The sequence below is a fragment of the Enterococcus sp. AAFC-DPL-5182 genome, from assembly GCF_058216605.1.
Genome location: NZ_CM177101.1, coordinates 2881953 through 2899598, shown reverse-complemented (window position 1 = coordinate 2899598; position 17646 = coordinate 2881953). Strand labels below are relative to the sequence as shown.

General features: G+C 36.5%; 14 protein-coding genes. 12 read left to right on the top strand and 2 right to left on the bottom strand.

Annotated elements, in window-relative coordinates; translation table 11 throughout:
* Positions 1-36 precede the first annotated feature (36 nt).
* The 12 genes from mraY (at position 37) to ileS (ending at position 13851) form a co-directional block, all read left to right on the top strand.
* Positions 37-1002, top strand: a complete 966-nt coding sequence (gene mraY / locus AC4BB7_RS13580; RefSeq protein ID WP_086314009.1) for a phospho-N-acetylmuramoyl-pentapeptide-transferase — start codon at positions 37-39, stop codon at positions 1000-1002.
* Between the two features lie 272 nt (positions 1003-1274).
* Positions 1275-2645 (top strand): UDP-N-acetylmuramoyl-L-alanine--D-glutamate ligase, encoded by a 1371-nt coding sequence (gene murD, locus AC4BB7_RS13575; protein ID WP_490483387.1) that lies wholly within the window; start codon positions 1275-1277, stop codon positions 2643-2645.
* Between the two features lie 7 nt (positions 2646-2652).
* Entirely contained in the window at positions 2653-3744 is a 1092-nt protein-coding gene (gene murG, locus AC4BB7_RS13570) for an undecaprenyldiphospho-muramoylpentapeptide beta-N-acetylglucosaminyltransferase (protein ID WP_086314007.1), read from the top strand.
* A 93-nt stretch (positions 3745-3837) separates the two neighbouring features.
* Positions 3838-4803, top strand: coding sequence for a cell division protein FtsQ/DivIB (locus AC4BB7_RS13565; protein ID WP_490483386.1), 966 nt, complete (start codon positions 3838-3840; stop codon positions 4801-4803).
* A gap of 162 nt (positions 4804-4965) precedes the next feature.
* Complete coding sequence (gene ftsA, locus AC4BB7_RS13560; protein ID WP_490483385.1) at positions 4966-6288, top strand: cell division protein FtsA; 1323 nt, start codon at positions 4966-4968, stop codon at positions 6286-6288.
* Positions 6289-6314: 26 nt separating this feature from the next.
* Positions 6315-7565, top strand: coding sequence for a cell division protein FtsZ (gene ftsZ / locus AC4BB7_RS13555; protein ID WP_086314004.1), 1251 nt, complete (start codon positions 6315-6317; stop codon positions 7563-7565).
* Positions 7566-7580: 15 nt separating this feature from the next.
* Positions 7581-8258 carry a YggS family pyridoxal phosphate-dependent enzyme gene (locus AC4BB7_RS13550; protein WP_490485155.1) on the top strand — a complete coding sequence of 226 codons (678 nt, stop codon included), beginning with the start codon at positions 7581-7583 and terminating at the stop codon, positions 8256-8258.
* A 13-nt stretch (positions 8259-8271) separates the two neighbouring features.
* The gene (locus tag AC4BB7_RS13545) at positions 8272-8880 is read left to right on the top strand and encodes a cell division protein SepF (protein WP_086314002.1); all 609 of its coding nucleotides are present in this window, start codon (positions 8272-8274) and stop codon (positions 8878-8880) included.
* Between the two features lie 10 nt (positions 8881-8890).
* Positions 8891-9160, top strand: a complete 270-nt coding sequence (locus tag AC4BB7_RS13540; protein ID WP_249921845.1) for a YggT family protein — start codon at positions 8891-8893, stop codon at positions 9158-9160.
* Positions 9161-9185: 25 nt separating this feature from the next.
* Entirely contained in the window at positions 9186-9968 is a 783-nt protein-coding gene (locus tag AC4BB7_RS13535; RefSeq protein WP_086314001.1) for a YlmH family RNA-binding protein, read from the top strand.
* Between the two features lie 19 nt (positions 9969-9987).
* Positions 9988-10692, top strand: coding sequence for a DivIVA domain-containing protein (locus AC4BB7_RS13530; RefSeq protein ID WP_086314000.1), 705 nt, complete (start codon positions 9988-9990; stop codon positions 10690-10692).
* A 369-nt stretch (positions 10693-11061) separates the two neighbouring features.
* Positions 11062-13851, top strand: a complete 2790-nt coding sequence (gene ileS, locus AC4BB7_RS13525) for an isoleucine--tRNA ligase (protein WP_490483384.1) — start codon at positions 11062-11064, stop codon at positions 13849-13851.
* Between the two features lie 87 nt (positions 13852-13938).
* Here the strand turns inward: ileS and AC4BB7_RS13520 are convergent, their stop codons facing one another.
* Positions 13939-16107 (bottom strand): GH25 family lysozyme, encoded by a 2169-nt coding sequence (locus tag AC4BB7_RS13520; protein ID WP_490483383.1) that lies wholly within the window; start codon positions 16105-16107, stop codon positions 13939-13941.
* Positions 16108-16124: 17 nt separating this feature from the next.
* Complete coding sequence (zwf, locus tag AC4BB7_RS13515) at positions 16125-17642, bottom strand: glucose-6-phosphate dehydrogenase (protein ID WP_490483382.1); 1518 nt, start codon at positions 17640-17642, stop codon at positions 16125-16127.
* Positions 17643-17646 lie beyond the last annotated feature (4 nt).

The following is a 17646-nucleotide window of genomic DNA, read 5'->3' as shown; positions in this document are numbered from 1 at the left end:
TAAATCAATACGAGTAGAATAATTAGGAGAGATATCATGGAGTGGACACAGATTTTTATTCCCATAGTATGTAGTTTTGCTATAACGGTGGCGGTGATGCCGATGTTTATCGGGTACTTCCAAATGAAGAAACAAGGACAAACAACGCGTGAAGATGGCCCCACTTGGCACAATGTGAAAACAGGAACGCCAACGATGGGTGGTTTAGTTTTTCTAGTTGCAAGTTTTATCACCTCATTATTAGTGGGATTATGGAAACAAGAACTCACTCCGTCTTTACTGATTATTTTATTCATCTTAGTCCTTTATGGATTATTAGGATTTTTGGATGATTTTATCAAAGTATTTAAAAAAAGAAATATGGGATTGAATTCCCGTCAGAAATTGATTGGTCAAATCATTGGCGGGTTAGTATTTTATTTTGTTTATCGTTCAGAAGGTTTGCCTGATACACTAGATTTATTTGGCGTGGTTACGTTGCCATTAGGAATTTTTTATGGCGTATTCGTCATTTTTTGGTTGGTTGGATTTTCAAATGCGGTGAATCTAACGGATGGTATTGATGGATTGGTCGCAGGATTGGGGACGATTTCGTTTGGTACATATGCAATCATTGCTTGGAAACAGCAACAATTTGATGTAGTGATTATCTGTTTAAGCGTGATTGGTGGCTTGTTAGGATTCTTTCCTTACAATAAAAAACCAGCTAAAATTTTTATGGGAGATGTCGGTTCACTTGCCCTAGGTGGTTTGTTGGCAGCAATTTCTATTATATTACGTCAAGAGTGGACATTGTTGTTGATCGGACTTGTTTATGTATGTGAAACAGCCAGTGTTATTTTGCAAGTTGCTTCATTTAAATTATTCGGTAAACGAATTTTTAAAATGTCACCGATCCATCATCATTTTGAAATGTGTGGCTGGTCTGAGTGGAAGATAGATATCATTTTCTGGCTTACCGGAGCAATTTGTTCAGCTATCACATTGTGGATTATTTTTTAAAGAAGTAGGCAGGGACCTAGCATCAAGAAGCAACTCTTAGGAAAGTAGACAATCTTCAACAGGAACAAAGAGCGTTCCAATTTCAGATTCCTAACTTTCTACAAGACTAATCGCTTCTTTTAGCTTTTCTATTATGTCTAGCATCAAGAAGCAACTCTTAGGAAAGTAGATAATTTTGAATTGGAACTGAAAATCGTTCCATTTAAAAATTCCTAACTTTCTACAGAGTTAACCGCTTCTTTCAGCTTTTCTAACGATAAGGAGAATTTATAATGAAAAAAATTACAGATTATGAAAACAAAAAAGTCCTTGTTCTTGGACTGGCTAGAAGTGGTGTTAGTGCTGCAAAACTGTTGCATGAGCTAGGTGCGTTGGTGACAGTCAATGACTTTAAACAATTTGATCAAAACCCGGAAGCCCAAGATTTATTAACCTTGGGTATTCGTGTTGTTACAGGTGGGCATCCAATTGAGCTTTTAGATGAAGATTTTTCTTTGATTGTAAAAAATCCGGGAATCCCCTATACGAATCCTCTAGTAGAGAAAGCACTAAGTATGAATTTACCTGTTCTTACTGAAGTTGAGTTGGCTTATCAAATTGCTGAATGTCCGATTATCGGTATTACAGGAACAAATGGTAAAACAACGACCACTACAATGATTGGGCTACTTTTAAATGCTGATCGCAAAAATGGTACTGCACGTTTAGCGGGGAATATTGGCTATCCTGCCAGTGAAGTTGCTAAGGATGCTAATACAGCGGATGATATTGTTATGGAATTATCAAGTTTTCAATTGATGGGAATTCAAATGTTTCGCCCTCAAATCGCTGTTATTACTAATATTTATGAAGCACATATTGACTATCATGGTTCAAGAAAAGAATATGTAAAAGCGAAGTGGGCAATCCAAAGAAATATGCAGGAAAATGATTTTCTTGTTTTAAATTGGAACCAACAAGAACTGCAAGAATTAAGCAAAACAACGAAAGCTACAATTATTCCATTTTCAACGAAAGAAAAAGTTGCAGGTGCGTATCTTACAGATGGGGAAATTTACTACAAAGACGAATACATCATGTTAGCAACAGAATTGGGTGTTCCAGGTAACCATAATATTGAAAATGCATTAGCAGCAATCTCTGTCGCTAAATTAAAGGGCATTTCAGCAGATATTATTAGAAAAACATTGATGGTTTTTACTGGAGTACCTCATCGTACTCAATATGTGGGAGAAGTAGCAGGACGGAAGTTTTACAATGACTCAAAAGCAACCAATATACTAGCAACAGAGATGGCTCTAGGCGGTTTCGATCCTTCATCACTCATTTTATTGGCTGGTGGTTTAGATCGTGGAAATAGTTTTGATGAATTAGTCCCTTCACTAAAAGGAATAAAAGCGGTCGTTCTTTTTGGAGAAACAAAAGATAAACTGCACAAAGCGGCAGTAAAAGCAGGGGTCAAAACCATCCGATTGACAGAGAATGTCCAAACGGCAGTAAGTGATGCCTATGATTTTTCTGAAAAAAATGATACTATTCTATTATCGCCTGCTTGCGCAAGTTGGGATCAATATCCTAATTTTGAACTGCGCGGAGAGGCATTTATCCAAGCGATGCACCAGCTAAAAGACATAGAAAAGTGAGATAATTATGAAGATATTAATAACTGGCGGCGGAACAGGTGGACATATCTATCCAGCTTTAGCCTTTGTCAACTATGTAAAACAAGTCGATCCTAGTACTGAATTTATGTATGTAGGAACACAAATCGGTCTGGAAAGCCAAATTGTCCCAAAATATAATATTCCATTTAAGACGATTAAAATCCAAGGATTTCGTCGATCACTTAGTCCACAGAATATAAAAACAGTTTACCTTTTCCTGAATAGTATTGGAAAAGCTAAAAAAATTATTAAAGATTTTCAACCAGATGTTGTGATTGGAACAGGTGGTTATGTTTCCGGATCAGTTGTCTATGCGGCTAAGCAGTTGAAAATTCCAACAATTATTCATGAGCAAAATAGTATACCTGGAATGACGAATAAGTTTTTAAGTAAATATGCGACAAAAGTAGCTGTTTGTTTTCCGGATGTTGCTGAATATTTTCCTAAAGAAAAGGTCGTTTTAACAGGAAATCCACGAGCTCAAGAAGTTGTAATGATCAAAAAATCAGATGTTTTAAAAGAATATGGATTAGATCCGGAAAAGAAAACAGTGGTGATTTTTGGTGGAAGTCGGGGTGCACTGAAAATAAATCAAGCTTTTATTGAAGCATTCCCCATTTTTGAGCAAAGAAATTATCAGGTTCTTTATGCGTCTGGAGAGCGGTATTATAAAGAATTACAAGAAACACTAAATCTTTCCGAAAAAAAATTGACAAACATAAGCATTCAGCCTTATATTGATAAAATGGCTGAGGTTCTAGCTGCAGCTGATTTAATGGTTGGTCGTGCAGGAGCAACCTCTATTGCAGAATTTACGGCATTAGGCTTGCCAGCGATTTTAATTCCAAGTCCATATGTCACAAATGATCATCAAACAAAGAATGCTCAAAGCTTAGTTAAATCAGGAGCAGTTGAAATGATTGCGGATCAAGAACTTACTGGGCTCAAATTAGCAACAGAGATCGATGCGATTTTATTGGATGAAACTCGTCATCAATCAATGGCGGAAGCTTCTAAAAAAGAAGGCATTCCAGATGCTGGTGAACGACTTTACAAAGTGGTAAAAGAAATAACGTGATAGGGGGTGTAGAAGATTAGTAAGAAAAAAGAGGACTCAGGGGGTCAAGAAGACCAAAAAGTAGATGCGACTGAACAAATAGACGAACAGAATTTGACCCCGTGGCAAAAAGAAAACTTAGAGTATTTAAAAACGCAAGGCGATCAGCCAGTATGGAATCCTTCTGTAATATCTAATGAAAATAAAGAACAAGAAGCAAAATCTGAGGAAGATGAAGAAGCTGAAACAGACGACTCACTTTCTGAAGAAACTGGAACAGAAGAAAAACAAAAGAAAACTTACGAATCTTTTGCAGACCGCTTACCAAAGATAAAAAAAATACGAAATAAACGATTGTATCGACGATTGACTTTGATCATTTCCGTATTTTTTATTGCAATATTGATTGTACTTTATTTTGTTTCTCCACTTAGTAAGTTAGGGAATGTCAGTGTAACAGGAAGTAAATCTGTTGATAGTGAAAAAATCATTACCCAATCTAAACTAGAGAAAGGCAAGAGTTTATGGGAACAATTTGGCGATAGAAAGATTTATGAAGAAAAAATCAAGCGCCAAATACCGCGCGTAAAACAAGCAAGCATTTCGTTGAATGGAATCAACTCATTTAATATAAAAATTGAAGAATATAAAGTAGTTGCTTTAGAATCTGTGAATAATATTTTTCATCCTATTCTAGAAAATGGGAAAATTTTGCCAGAAGAAATGAATGCGCCTGTAAGCGGTATGCCAGTTTTCAAAAATTTTAAAGATCAGTCGATCATTAAAAGCTTAATGAATTCTTATAATAAATTGCCAGATGATTTAAAGCAAAATATATCAGAAATTCGCTATGCACCATCTAAGGCAAATAAAGAATTGATTAATCTCCACATGAAAGATGCCAACGAAGTAATCGTCAATATTTCTCAATTAGAGGAGAAAATGGCGTATTATAGTAAGGTTGCAAGTCAAATGGAGAAGTCAGGAATCATCGATATGGAAGTCGGGATTTTCTCATATCCTTTTAATAATGGGGAAACTGAGGAAAGCATTGAAGAATCTTCGCAAGCGCTAGAATAAAGTTAAGAAAAATAAAAGAATAAAATAGTAGAATCTGCTTTCTAAAAAGCCTAGTTTTATGGTAAAATTGAAAGAAGTGAGTATTCATAAAAAAATATATATTTAAACGGGCGTTTTATGCCCGCTTACATATTGGAATTAATAGGAGGAGGAACCCCATTCATGGCAAAGACAGGAATGTATGTAGGCCTTGATATCGGTACAACATCAGTGAAAGTTGTAGTAGCTGAGTTTATCGAAGGTCAAATGAATATCATCGGCGTAGGAAACGCAAAATCTGATGGATTAAATCGAGGGATCATTGTCGATATCGATAAAACAGTAAATGCGATTCAAAGAGCAGTAAGACAAGCAGAAGAAAAAGCGGGAATTCAAATTAAAAGTGTGAATGTGGGGTTACCAGCAAACTTACTTGAAGTTGAAAGTTGCCAAGGAATGATCGCTGTAAGTAGTGAGTCAAAAGAAATCACTGATGAAGATGTACGAAACGTAGCATCGGCAGCACTGGTTCGTTCAACTCCTCCTGAACGTCAAATCGTAGCAATCTTGCCTCAAGAATTTACAGTAGATGGATTTGAAGGGATCAAAGATCCTAGAGGAATGATCGGCGTTCGTTTAGAAATGTTTGGAGTAGTTTTCACTGGACCCAAAACAATCATTCACAATACTAGAAAATGTGTTGAAAAAGCTGGTTTAACAGTCAATGAATTAGTTATTATGCCATTAGCATTAACTGAAACAGTTCTTTCAGATGGGGAAAAAGATTTTGGTACGATCGTTATTGATATGGGCGGCGGACAAACAACAACCTCAGTGATGCATGATAAACAATTGAAATTCACTCATGTGAACCAAGAAGGTGGCGAGTTTGTCACTAAAGATGTCTCTATTGTATTAAATACATCATTCAATAATGCTGAAGCGTTGAAGATCAATTATGGTGATGCTTATCCTGAAAGAACATCAGTCAGTGAAGAGTTTCCTGTTGATGTGATCGGTAAGTCTGAACCTATAAAAGTTGATGAACGTTATCTTTCAGAAGTAATTGAAGCCAGAGTAGAACAAATCTTTAAAAAATCTAAAGAAGTATTAGACGAAATTGATGCTTTAGAGCTTCCAGGCGGAGTAATCTTAACTGGTGGCGGGGCAAGCCTTCCAGGTGTTGTTGATTTAGCACAAGAAATCTTTGATGCAAGCGTAAAATTATACGTACCTAATCATATGGGGTTACGTAACCCAGTATTTACAAATGTGATTAGCATTGTAGAATATTCTGCGCAGCTAAATGACATTTACCATATTGCTAAAGGTGCGATTCCAGGTGAGAAGATCAAATCATCACAGCCAATCGCAGTTCAGCAAGAGGTGCAGTACGATACTTATACAGAAACGCCTCAAGATAATTACGACGATTCTGAAATACATGAATCTGGTGAAAAAGTTACTGGCAAAATCAAAGACTTCTTCTCAAACATTTTTGACTAACAATTAAAACAGGAGGAAACGATACTATGGAATTTTCTTTAGATAATAACATTAACAATGGCGCTGTCATCAAAGTTATCGGTGTAGGCGGTGGCGGCGGCAACGCTGTTAACCGTATGATCGATGAAAACGTCAAAGGCGTTGAATTCATCGCTGCAAATACAGATGTACAAGCTCTTAAAAACTCAAAAGCTGAAACAGTGATCCAACTTGGACCTAAATATACTCGTGGTTTGGGAGCAGGTTCTCAACCAGAAGTTGGTCAAAAAGCTGCAGAAGAAAGTGAACAAGTTATTTCAGACGCTTTACAAGGAGCAGATATGATTTTTATCACTGCTGGTATGGGCGGAGGAACAGGAACAGGTGCTGCTCCTGTAGTTGCTAAAATCGCCAAAGAATTAGGCGCATTAACAGTAGGTGTTGTTACAAGACCATTTAGCTTTGAAGGACCAAAACGCGGACGTTTTGCGGCAGAAGGTATTGCTCTTTTGAAAGAAAATGTTGATACATTACTGATTATTTCAAACAACCGTCTATTAGAAGTTGTTGATAAGAAGACACCAATGCTTGAAGCATTCCGTGAAGCTGACAATGTATTACGTCAAGGAGTACAAGGTATTTCAGATTTGATCACAGCTCCAGGGTATGTTAACTTGGACTTTGCTGATGTGAAGACAGTTATGGAAAACCAAGGAACTGCATTGATGGGAATCGGTGTTGCAAGCGGTGAAGACCGTGTGATCGAAGCAACTAAGAAAGCTATTTCTTCTCCATTATTAGAAACATCTATTGATGGTGCAGAACAAGTATTATTAAATATCACTGGTGGCTTAGATATGACATTATTTGAAGCACAAGACGCTTCTGATATCGTAACAAGCGCTGCAACAGGTGATGTAAATATTATTTTAGGTACTTCAATCAATGAAGATCTAGGCGATGAAATCCGTGTCACTGTTATTGCGACTGGAATCGATCCTTCTAAAAAAGATCGTAAACCTCAACGTCAAAATAGACCTACTCAAATCCAAACGGTTCAACAAGCACCAGTATTGGATATGGAACAATCAAAACCATCACAACCGCAACCTCAAGAAGAGACAAGTGCATTTGGTGATTGGGATATCCGTCGTGAACAAAACGTACGACCTAAAGTCGAAGACACAACATTTGAAAATGTTGAGAAAAAAGATTTTGAAACATTTCATCGTGAAGAGCCATCACAAAATAATGACGATGAATTAAACACACCACCATTTTTCCGCAGAAAAAGATAGGAGCGATTTTTGATCATGCTAGTTGATAACTTAGAAAAAATAAATCAAGAAATTCGGCTAGCATGCCAAAAAGCAGAGCGATCAGATAATGATGTAACGATGATTGCCGTGACTAAATCAGTGGAAAAAGACACTGCCAAGAAGCTTGCTGAACTTGGTATTGAGAATATGGCTGAGAACCGAGTCGATAAATTATTAGAGAAAAAAATGGCACTGAAAAATTTTTCATCTATTAAGTGGCATTTGATTGGTAATTTACAGCGTAGGAAGGTAAAATCAATAATAAATGAGATAGATTATTTTCACGCTTTAGATAGTTTAAAATTAGCAGAGGAAATCCAAAAACGAGCAGAGAAGCAAATTTCCTGTTTTGTTGAGGTGAATATCACTGGTGAAGAAAGTAAACACGGATTCAAATCAGATGAAGTAATTGATTTTATTGAACAATTAGCATCATTTGATAGAATCAAAGTCGTAGGTTTGATGACTATGGCTCCGTTAAATGCTTCTGAACAAGTTCTTCACAATGTGTTTTCTCAGTTAAAAAAACTACAGTTAGCAATAAATAATCAGCATCTGTCATATGCACCATGTACAGAGCTTAGCATGGGAATGAGTAATGATTTCCCAATTGCTATTGAAGAAGGTGCAACTTTTGTACGAATCGGAACAGCAATTTTCAGAGGTGCGTAAAGGAGGGGAATCTATGTCAATTTTTAGTAAAAATGCGTTATCGAGCTTTTTTGGATTATCTGGTGAAGATGAATATGATAATTATGATGAATACGAAGAGCAAAAGGTAGTGAATCAACAGCCAAGACAGACGGTTCGACAAACACAAGCACAGGTACCACCAAGACCGACTGCAACTGAGCCTTTAACCGAAAAGCCATCTGCTCGTTATCGTTCAACAGAAACGCATCAAGATAAGAAAGAAAGCCGGCAGGAAACAGCATTTAATGAGCAAAAGGTTGTCTCCATGCGTAGTTCTAATAACTCAAATTCTAAACGTTCGCAAGATACACATAATTCAGGCAAACCAGGTAAAATTACAATAATTGAGCCACGAGTTTATTCTGAAGCGATGAATATTGCAAAACATATTATTGCAAGTGATGCTGTGTTGATTAATTTTCATTTAGTTGAAGAAAATCAAGCAAGAAGAATTGTGGACTTTCTTACAGGAACTGTTTACGCATTAGATGGAGACATTCAACGTGTAGGAGATGAAATTTTTCTTTGTACACCATCAAACATAGAAATCGATAGTGCTACTGCACAATCGTTAGCTAAGAAACAAATGTTTGATTTTTAGTTAGGAGGTAATGAGTATCGCTCTATTTATATTTCTATTATATACAGGTGTTCGAATTTATTCAGGCGTTTTAATTATATATGCATTATTATCTTGGTTTCCAGGAGCGTATGATTCTATGTTTGGCCGTTTGATTTCAAGAATTTCTGAACCTTATCTAAGCCTATTTGATCGATTAAACTTGAACATAGGTATGATTGGTTTTAATGTTATGATTGCCATCATTGTGCTGAATCTAGCTGCAAGTGGACTAGGACGAATTTTACAATCAATTATGTAATAATAAAAGAAAGGATGATTTATCTATGAACGCAAATGTGTACCAACATTTTCGAAAAGATGAGCATCCTTTTATTGATTCTGTAGGCGATTGGTTAGAACAAGTTGAAAGTCAGTATGCTCCTTACTTATCAGATTTTTTAGATCCTAGACAGGCGTATATAGTAGAAACCTTGATTCGTCAGAATAGTGATCTTTCATTTCAATTTTATGGTGGGTATGAACAAGCTGAACGAAAACGTTGCCTGATTTATCCTGATTACTATGAACCAAAGGAAGACGATTTTGAAGTTGAACTACTAGAAATCGTGTATCCTATAAAATTCTCTACATTATCACATGGCAAGGTGTTGGGTACCCTAGTCAATACAGGAATAAAGCGAGAGTATTTTGGTGATATTATTTCTGATAATGACAGGTGGCAAGTATTTGTCGCTAAAGAGATAGCTAATTTTGTAGAAACTCAGGTAGAAAAAATTGGGAAAATATCAGTAAGATTAGAAAAAAGAAAATATACGGAGATGATCCTTCCAAAAGATGACTGGACACATGAGCGGACAACAATAAGTTCGTTACGTCTGGATAATTTGATCTCTAGCGTATATAATATATCTAGACAGAGATCAAAACAATTGATCGAATCTGGAAAAGTCAAAGTGAATTGGACGGAGAATACAAGACCGGATTTCCTAGTAGATCTATTAGATATAGTATCAATTAGAGGTTTTGGACGCATCCAAATTCAAGAGTTAGAGGGGAAGACGAAAAAGGACAAGTTTCGTTTGTTACTGGGAGTTCTACGAAAATAATCCAAAGAGGTGAAGGAATATGGCATTAACTCCATTAGATATTCAAAACAAAAACTTCTCTACAAAAATGAGAGGGTACAACCAAGACGATGTCGATGATTTCTTAGATCAAGTAACGAAAGATTATGAAGATTCTCTTCAAAAAACACGTGAACTTGAAAAATCATTAAAACATGCAGAAGAAAAATTACAGTATTTCAATGAACTGAAAGATGCATTGAATCAATCAATTATTGTAGCACAAGATACTGCTGATAAAGTAAAAACTAGTGCAAATAAAGAATCAGAAGTAATCGTTACGTCTGCTGAAAACACAGCGAACGAAATGATTTCATCAGCTGAAAAACGCTCAAGTAATCTTATTACCTCTGCGGAAGAAAAAGCAAAAGAAATTCTAACAGATGCAACGGATCGTGCACGTCAACTAGCTGCTGAAACAGATGATTTGAAGAAGAAAACACGTGTCTTCCATCAACGTTTAAGTTTAATGTTAGAAGCGCAATTAGAACAAGTGAAAAGCGAAGAATGGAATGAATTATTAAAACCATTCTCAAGTTACGTAAGTGATTCACATACAGTAATCAAAGAAGTTTTAGCGCAAGAACTTGACAAAAGTGATGATGTTGCGGCAGAGCCAGTTGCTGTAGTAGAGGAACCAACACTTGAACAAGCTGCGATCGATCCAAAAGCAATGCTTGATTTATTAAATAAAGATCCTAAATAATTTCGTAAATAAATAGAACAGAAAAGTCAATAACCATTCTTTTTAGCGAGTCAATGATAGTGAAAGTTTGACAGACCCTGGTATTGAAAAGATCCTCTATTTTACTCAAGTTTGAACTAAGTAAAACTTGACGAGTGATTTCGTTAACAATCAACAGAGGAAATAATTGAGTTGATCGATTATTTTAAATTTGGGTGGTAACGCGAGTACTTTCGTCCCTTGGGATGAAGGTACTTTTTTGCTGTGAACGAAGTGAGAGAAGTAACCTTACTAGTAAATCACAAAAATATCAGATGAAACATAGAGCAAGTGATTGTTTTATAAGTGTTCTATTTATCAAAAAGCTACGAATGAAAGCGAGGAAGAAAAATGAAAATGAAAGAAACGTTGCAATTGGGAAAAACAGCTTTTCCAATGCGTGGGAATTTGCCAAATCGTGAAGTAGAATGGCAAAAAGATTGGGAAGAACAAAAAATCTATGAAAAACGTCAAGAACTAAACGAAGGAAAACCAACATTTGTCCTTCATGATGGACCGCCATATGCCAATGGAAATATTCACTTGGGGCATTCATTAAATAAAATCAGTAAAGATATTATCATCCGTTCAAAATCTATGTCAGGTTTCCGTTCTCCATATGTCCCTGGTTGGGATACACATGGTCTACCAATCGAGCAAGTGCTGACAAATAAAGGGATCAAAAGAAAAGAAATGACTTTAGCTGAATACCGTGAAAAATGTGAAGAGTATGCACGTTCACAAGTTGATACACAACGTGCAGATTTCAAACGTTTAGGTGTTGCTGGTGATTGGGAACATCCGTATATTACATTAGACCCTTCTTATGAAGCAGCAGAAATCCGTGTATTTGGAAAAATGGCTGAAAAAGGCTATATTTATAAAGGATTAAAACCAATTTATTGGTCTCCATCAAGTGAATCATCATTAGCAGAAGCGGAGATTGAATATAAAGATGTTAAATCAGCATCTATTTACGTTGCATTTAAAGTTGTTGACGGCAAAGGAATCCTAGATACGGATACTTCATTTGTAATCTGGACAACAACACCGTGGACACTTCCTGCAAACTTAGGAATCTCAGTGAACCCTATGTATCAATATGTTGTAGTCAAAGCATACGGTAAAAAATATGTTGTAGCCAAAGATCTTTTAGACACTGTAAAAGAAGCTATCGGTTGGGATGATGTTGAAATTCTTGAAACGATTTCTGGTAAAGATATGGAATATATGACTGCTCAACATCCATTTTATGATCGTACATCATTAGTGATGCTAGGAGATCATGTAACCTTAGATGCTGGTACTGGTTTAGTTCATACCGCACCTGGTCATGGTGAAGATGATTACATCGTAAGCAAAAAATATAATTTAGATGTTCTTTCACCTGTGGATAATCGTGGTGTCTTTACTGATGAAGCACCTGGATTTGAAGGAGTTTTCTATGATAAAGCAAATCCAATGATCACAGCGTTATTGGATGAAAAAGATGCGCTATTAAAATTGGATTTCTTTACACATAGTTATCCACATGACTGGCGTACGAAAAAACCTGTTATTTACCGTGCAACACCGCAATGGTTTGCATCGATTGATAAATTCCGCCAAAACATCTTAGATGAAGTTGAAAAAGTTGACTGGATTCTTCCTTGGGGCAAAACACGTCTTTATAATATGATCCGTGACCGTGGTGACTGGGTAATCTCCCGTCAACGTGCGTGGGGTGTACCATTACCGATTTTCTATGCAGAAAATGGTGAAGCGATCATTACACCAGAAACAATCGAGCATGTAGCAAATTTATTTGCTGAGCATGGCTCAAATGTTTGGTTTAAACGTGAAGCGAAAGAATTATTGCCAGAGGGCTTTACACATCCTGGTTCTCCAAATGGTGAATTTACAAAAGAAACAGACATTATGGATGTTTGGTTTGATTCTGGTTCATCTCATGAGGCTGTATTGCGTCAACGCCCAGAACTAACATTCCCAGCTGATATGTATCTAGAAGGCTCTGATCAGTATCGTGGCTGGTTTAATTCAAGTATTACGACTAGTGTAGCTATCAATGGTGTAGCGCCTTATAAAGCCGTTTTATCTCAAGGATTTACATTAGATGGCGAAGGACGTAAGATGAGTAAATCACTAGGCAATACAATTTTACCGGATAAAGTAATCAAGCAAATGGGTGCGGATATTTTACGCCTGTGGGTAAGTAGTGTAGATTATGAAGCAGATGTACGCGTATCAATGGATATCTTAAATCAAGTTTCTGAAGTATACCGCAAGATCCGTAATACAATGCGTTTCTTATTAGCAAATACGAATGATTTTGAACCGAAAGAACACACTGTTGCATATGAAGATTTACGTTCTGTGGATAAATATATGGTTGTTCGACTAAACCAAGTAATCAAAGAAATTCGTGAAAAGGGCTATGAAAAATACAATTTTATGCAGATCTATCGTTCTGTTATGAATTTCTTAACAGTTGATCTGTCTTCATTCTATTTAGATTTTGCTAAAGATGTAGTTTACATCGAAGCGGAAGATAACTACCAACGTCGTTGTATGCAAACCGTATTTTATCAAATAGCTGTTTCCTTAACAAAACTATTGACGCCAATCATCCCACATACTTCTGAGGAAATCTGGAGCTTCTTAAAAGAAGAGGAAGATTATGTTCAATTAGCTGAATTTCCAGGTTATGAAGAATTCGCAAATCAACAAGAATTATTGGATACTTGGGCAGCATTTATGGACTTTAGAGACAATGTTCTAAAAGCCTTAGAAGAAGCACGCAACTCTAAATTGATTGGTAAATCTCTAGAAGCTAAAGTAACTGTTTACCCTAATGAACAAATCCATGAGCTATTAACAGCGGTGGATGCAGATATCGCTCAATTGTTGATTGTGTCTGACTTTGAATTAGCAGCTAGAACAGCTGAAGTTCCTGAAAATGTTGAAAAGTTTGATGATATGTCGATTCTTGTAGAAAAAGCAGCAGGTGAGACTTGTGATCGTTGTCGTGCGGTACGTACAGATGTTGGTGAAGATGAAAAATTACCACATTTATGCGGACGTTGTGCTACAATTGTTGAAGAAAATTACCCAGAAGCTGTAGCTGAAGGATTCGAAGAATAAGTATCGTTAAGTGAGCAAAAAAGAGTATGAAACAGATTTTGTTTCATACTCTTTTTTTATAGATTATTTAAAGACTAAGCTAATGAGCTATTTTTTTGTTGCATCGGCGTTTAGATAACCGATCCAAGTTCCTTTATTGTCATAAATTGAATAGTAGAGAGCCCCAGAAAAGTGGTTGTATTTTCCTTTAACAAGATAATTTTTCTTGTAAAGGGTGTTTGTATTGCCTTTTTTTCTAGAAAATTTATCGAGGTCTGCCCAAAGCGTATAGCCTTTTCTTTCAATCGTTACATTTTTATCATATTTTAACCAAGCACCCTGAGCTCCTGAAGCAGCAGTCGCCCCATTAGCATTTAGATAGCCTCTCCATGTGCCTTTATTATCATAGAGTGAAAAATAAGTGGCACCAGAAACATGGTTGTATTTTCCTTTGACTTGAAGGGTCTGTTGAAAAAGATTTGTTGAATTGCCTTTTTTGCTAGAGAATTTATTGATATCGCCCCAAAGCGTTTGTCCTTTTTTAGTCAGCGTCACATATTTGTTTTCTTTTAACCACGTACCTTGAGGACCTGTTGCCAAACTAGCACCCGCAGCGTTCAAATAGCCTTTCCAATTGCCTTTTCCATCATAAAGCGAGTAGTAAACAGCACCGGAAAGATGCTGATATTTCCCTTTGACTTGGAAGGTTTGCTGAAAGAGACTCGTTGAACTGCCTTTTTTTCTAGAGAATTTATTGATATCGCTCCAAAGTGTTTGCCCTTTTTTAGTCAGGGTAACATATTTATTTTCGTTTAGCCAAGCTCCTTGAGGACCTGTTGCACTAGTTGCGCCATTAGCATTTAGGTAACCCCGCCATGTGCCTTTATTATCATAGAGTGAGAAGTAAGTGGCACCGGAAACATGTCGATATTTTCCTTTGACTTGAAAAGTTTGCTGAAAAAGGTTCGTTGAATTGCCTTTTTTACTGGAGAATTTGTTGATATCGCCCCAAAGCGTTTGTCCTTTTTTAGTCAGCGTCACATAATTGTTCTCATTTAGCCAAATTCCTTGAGGACCAGAAGCCTTCGTTGTTGCAGAGGCGTTCAAGTATCCTTTCCATTTGCCATTATTATCATAGAGTGAATAGTAGGTAGCGCCATTCATATGTTTATACATACCACTTACTTTAAACGTTTGATTATAAAGATTCGTTGTAGAATTGGTTGTTGAATTAAAATTAAAGTTTGACCAAATTGAATAATTCTTTTTGGTGATTGTTACGTATTGATTAGCGCCGAGCCATTTCCCTTGGGCGCCATTTTCAAGATAACCAGTATAATCCATGGAAATATCAAAGGGGTGCGCTATACCAGGAATATAATATTGAGAAGACCACTGCCAAGCTGAGAATTCGTTATTCCATTTCATATTAGCAGTTGGTGTATATGGATACTGTGCAACCCACATGTTTTTAGCACCAAATTTGCTTACAGAAAAATATCCGCTTGTAGCGTAAGATCTATTCATATAGTACATAGTATTAGAGAAACCTTTAGACTTTAGCGTGTTAACGAAAGTTGTAGTATTAGGTGTCAAATTAGCATTCAACATTTTTCCTTCTTCAATATCAATCACCATAACTGTAGACTTTGGTAACTTGAACCGATTAGCGAGTGAAACAAAATATGCAGCTTCTTTTGAGGCACTACTGCCAGTTGTATAGTGAGCATAATGATAAGCAGAAACCTTCAGACCAGCAGCCGTAGCATTATTAATCTGTTCTTGAGCATATGGGTTTATATAATAATCGCCCTCAGTGAGTTTCACAACGACGCCTTTAATACCATATGTTTTCATTTTTTTGAAATTCGCAACTGAAATTGAACTATTATGAGACGATATATCAATAAATTGTGACTTGGGTCTGTTGGCTTCGCCTGCATGAACGATATCCATTGAACTGCGGAGTAGGTTACTGCTTCGAGCTACTGGATTTAAATCTGAGCGATTAGATGGAAGATAATAGTCATCAAAATACAATTGCTCAGTCGATTCAATGGATTCACTCGATTCAGTTTCGGTAGAATCAGAACTGCTCAAATCTACTGAAACCGAGTCAACTGTGGTAGTCGTTGTCTCAGTCTCAGTAGTCAGCGTAGTTGACTCAACGAAAGTGTCTGATGTGGAAGCTTCTTCAGCGTATGACTGTGTACTCATTCCAAGTGATAGAGTGAGTAAAGTACCTAAAATTACCCCATTAAATTTTATATTTTTCATTTTTTCCTCCAAAAATCTTAAAGTTTGCCACGTTCACGGTACCAAACGTCAGGTTGCCAATCCCAAGTAAAATCATCTTGTTCTAACAACTCAAATGCTGCTTCAGGACCCATTGATCCTGCGGCATAATTAGGAAACTCAACAGAGGTTTTATCCCAAGCCTGACGAATAATATCAACGATGCGCCAAGATTGAGCAACTTCATCCCAGTGAGAGAAGTTTGTTCCGTCACCATTTAAACTATCCAATAACAATTTTTCATAGGCCTCTGGACTATTTCCAGTTGTTTCTGCGCTATGACGATAATCTAATTTCACAGGTGTAGTTGTAAAACCTTGACCAATTTCTTTTCCATTGAGTGTCATTGAGAAACCTTCTGTTGGTTGAATATAAATGGTTAAGACATTTGGAGGTAAATCGGTCTTTTCACCACATTTATCAATATCATCTTTGAAGACATTGACTGGTACTTGTTTGAAAACGATGTTGATACGTGTACCTTTTTCAGTTAGACGTTTTCCTGTGCGGATATAAAAAGGAACGCCTGACCAACGGAAGTTATCGATCAAAAATTTACCAGCAACAAAAGTTTCGGTTTGAGAATGTTCATCGACATTTGGTTCTTCTCGGTAACTAACAAACTCTTGATTGTCGAGTTTACCGGATCCATATTGACCGCGAACAAAATTTTCTAAGGCTTCTTTTTCTGAATAAAGACGAATTGCTTGTAAGGCTTTTACTTTTTCTGCACGAATTTCAGCTTCTGAAAAAGCAACAGGCGGCTCCATTGCCAATAGTGCTACAACTTGCAAGATATGGTTTTGAACCATATCTTTTAATGCACCACTGTGTTCATAATAACCGCCACGATCTTCAACACCAAGACTTTCTGCAAATGTAATCTGGACATTATCAATATAGCGATTATTCCATTGGGATTCAAAAATGTTATTGGCAAAGCGAATCGCAGAAATATTTTGGATCATTTCTTTTCCTAAGTAATGATCGATTCTAAAAATATCCTTCTCAGGAAAAACTGCACGAATTTCTTCATTTAGTTGATAAGCAGAAGCATAGTCAGAGCCAAAGGGCTTTTCAATAACTAAACGATCAAAGCCGTTATCTGTTAAAATTTCTTGTGATTTTAAGTGTTGAACGATCGTACCGAAAAATTGCGGAGCCATTGCTAAATAGTAAATATGATTGCCACCTAATTGATAGTCATCATTTAATGTATCAGATAATTTTTTTAAGGTATCGTAATGCTCGGAATCATTAACATTATGGGACTGATAGTAAAAGTGACTTGAAAATGTTTCTGCCTCTTCAACTGTTGGATTTAAGTCTTTGATCGTCTCACGAACGATTTCTCGGTAGTGTTCATCAGACCATTCTCTTCTTGCCGTACCAATGACTGCAAAATGCTTAGCTAATATTCCTTTACGATATAAACGGAATAAGGAAGGATAAAGTTTTCTTTTTGCTAAATCACCAGTGCCGCCAAATATAGTAAACAAAGCTATCTTTTCGTTCATTTCA

What these genes read in the sequence shown, in the direction of transcription:
- AC4BB7_RS13530 (WP_086314000.1), top strand. Translation starts at nt 9,988, where the DNA reads ATGGCATTAACTCCATTAGATATTCAAAACAAAAACTTCTCTACAAAA.
- AC4BB7_RS13550 (WP_490485155.1), top strand. Translation starts at nt 7,581, where the DNA reads ATGCTAGTTGATAACTTAGAAAAAATAAATCAAGAAATTCGGCTAGCA.
- AC4BB7_RS13535 (WP_086314001.1), top strand. Translation starts at nt 9,186, where the DNA reads ATGAACGCAAATGTGTACCAACATTTTCGAAAAGATGAGCATCCTTTT.
- ileS (WP_490483384.1), top strand. Translation starts at nt 11,062, where the DNA reads ATGAAAATGAAAGAAACGTTGCAATTGGGAAAAACAGCTTTTCCAATG.
- AC4BB7_RS13520 (WP_490483383.1), bottom strand. Translation starts at nt 16,107, where the DNA reads ATGAAAAATATAAAATTTAATGGGGTAATTTTAGGTACTTTACTCACT.
- murG (WP_086314007.1), top strand. Translation starts at nt 2,653, where the DNA reads ATGAAGATATTAATAACTGGCGGCGGAACAGGTGGACATATCTATCCA.
- ftsA (WP_490483385.1), top strand. Translation starts at nt 4,966, where the DNA reads ATGGCAAAGACAGGAATGTATGTAGGCCTTGATATCGGTACAACATCA.
- AC4BB7_RS13545 (WP_086314002.1), top strand. Translation starts at nt 8,272, where the DNA reads ATGTCAATTTTTAGTAAAAATGCGTTATCGAGCTTTTTTGGATTATCT.
- mraY (WP_086314009.1), top strand. Translation starts at nt 37, where the DNA reads ATGGAGTGGACACAGATTTTTATTCCCATAGTATGTAGTTTTGCTATA.
- AC4BB7_RS13540 (WP_249921845.1), top strand. Translation starts at nt 8,891, where the DNA reads ATGAGTATCGCTCTATTTATATTTCTATTATATACAGGTGTTCGAATT.
- murD (WP_490483387.1), top strand. Translation starts at nt 1,275, where the DNA reads ATGAAAAAAATTACAGATTATGAAAACAAAAAAGTCCTTGTTCTTGGA.
- ftsZ (WP_086314004.1), top strand. Translation starts at nt 6,315, where the DNA reads ATGGAATTTTCTTTAGATAATAACATTAACAATGGCGCTGTCATCAAA.
- zwf (WP_490483382.1), bottom strand. Translation starts at nt 17,642, where the DNA reads ATGAACGAAAAGATAGCTTTGTTTACTATATTTGGCGGCACTGGTGAT.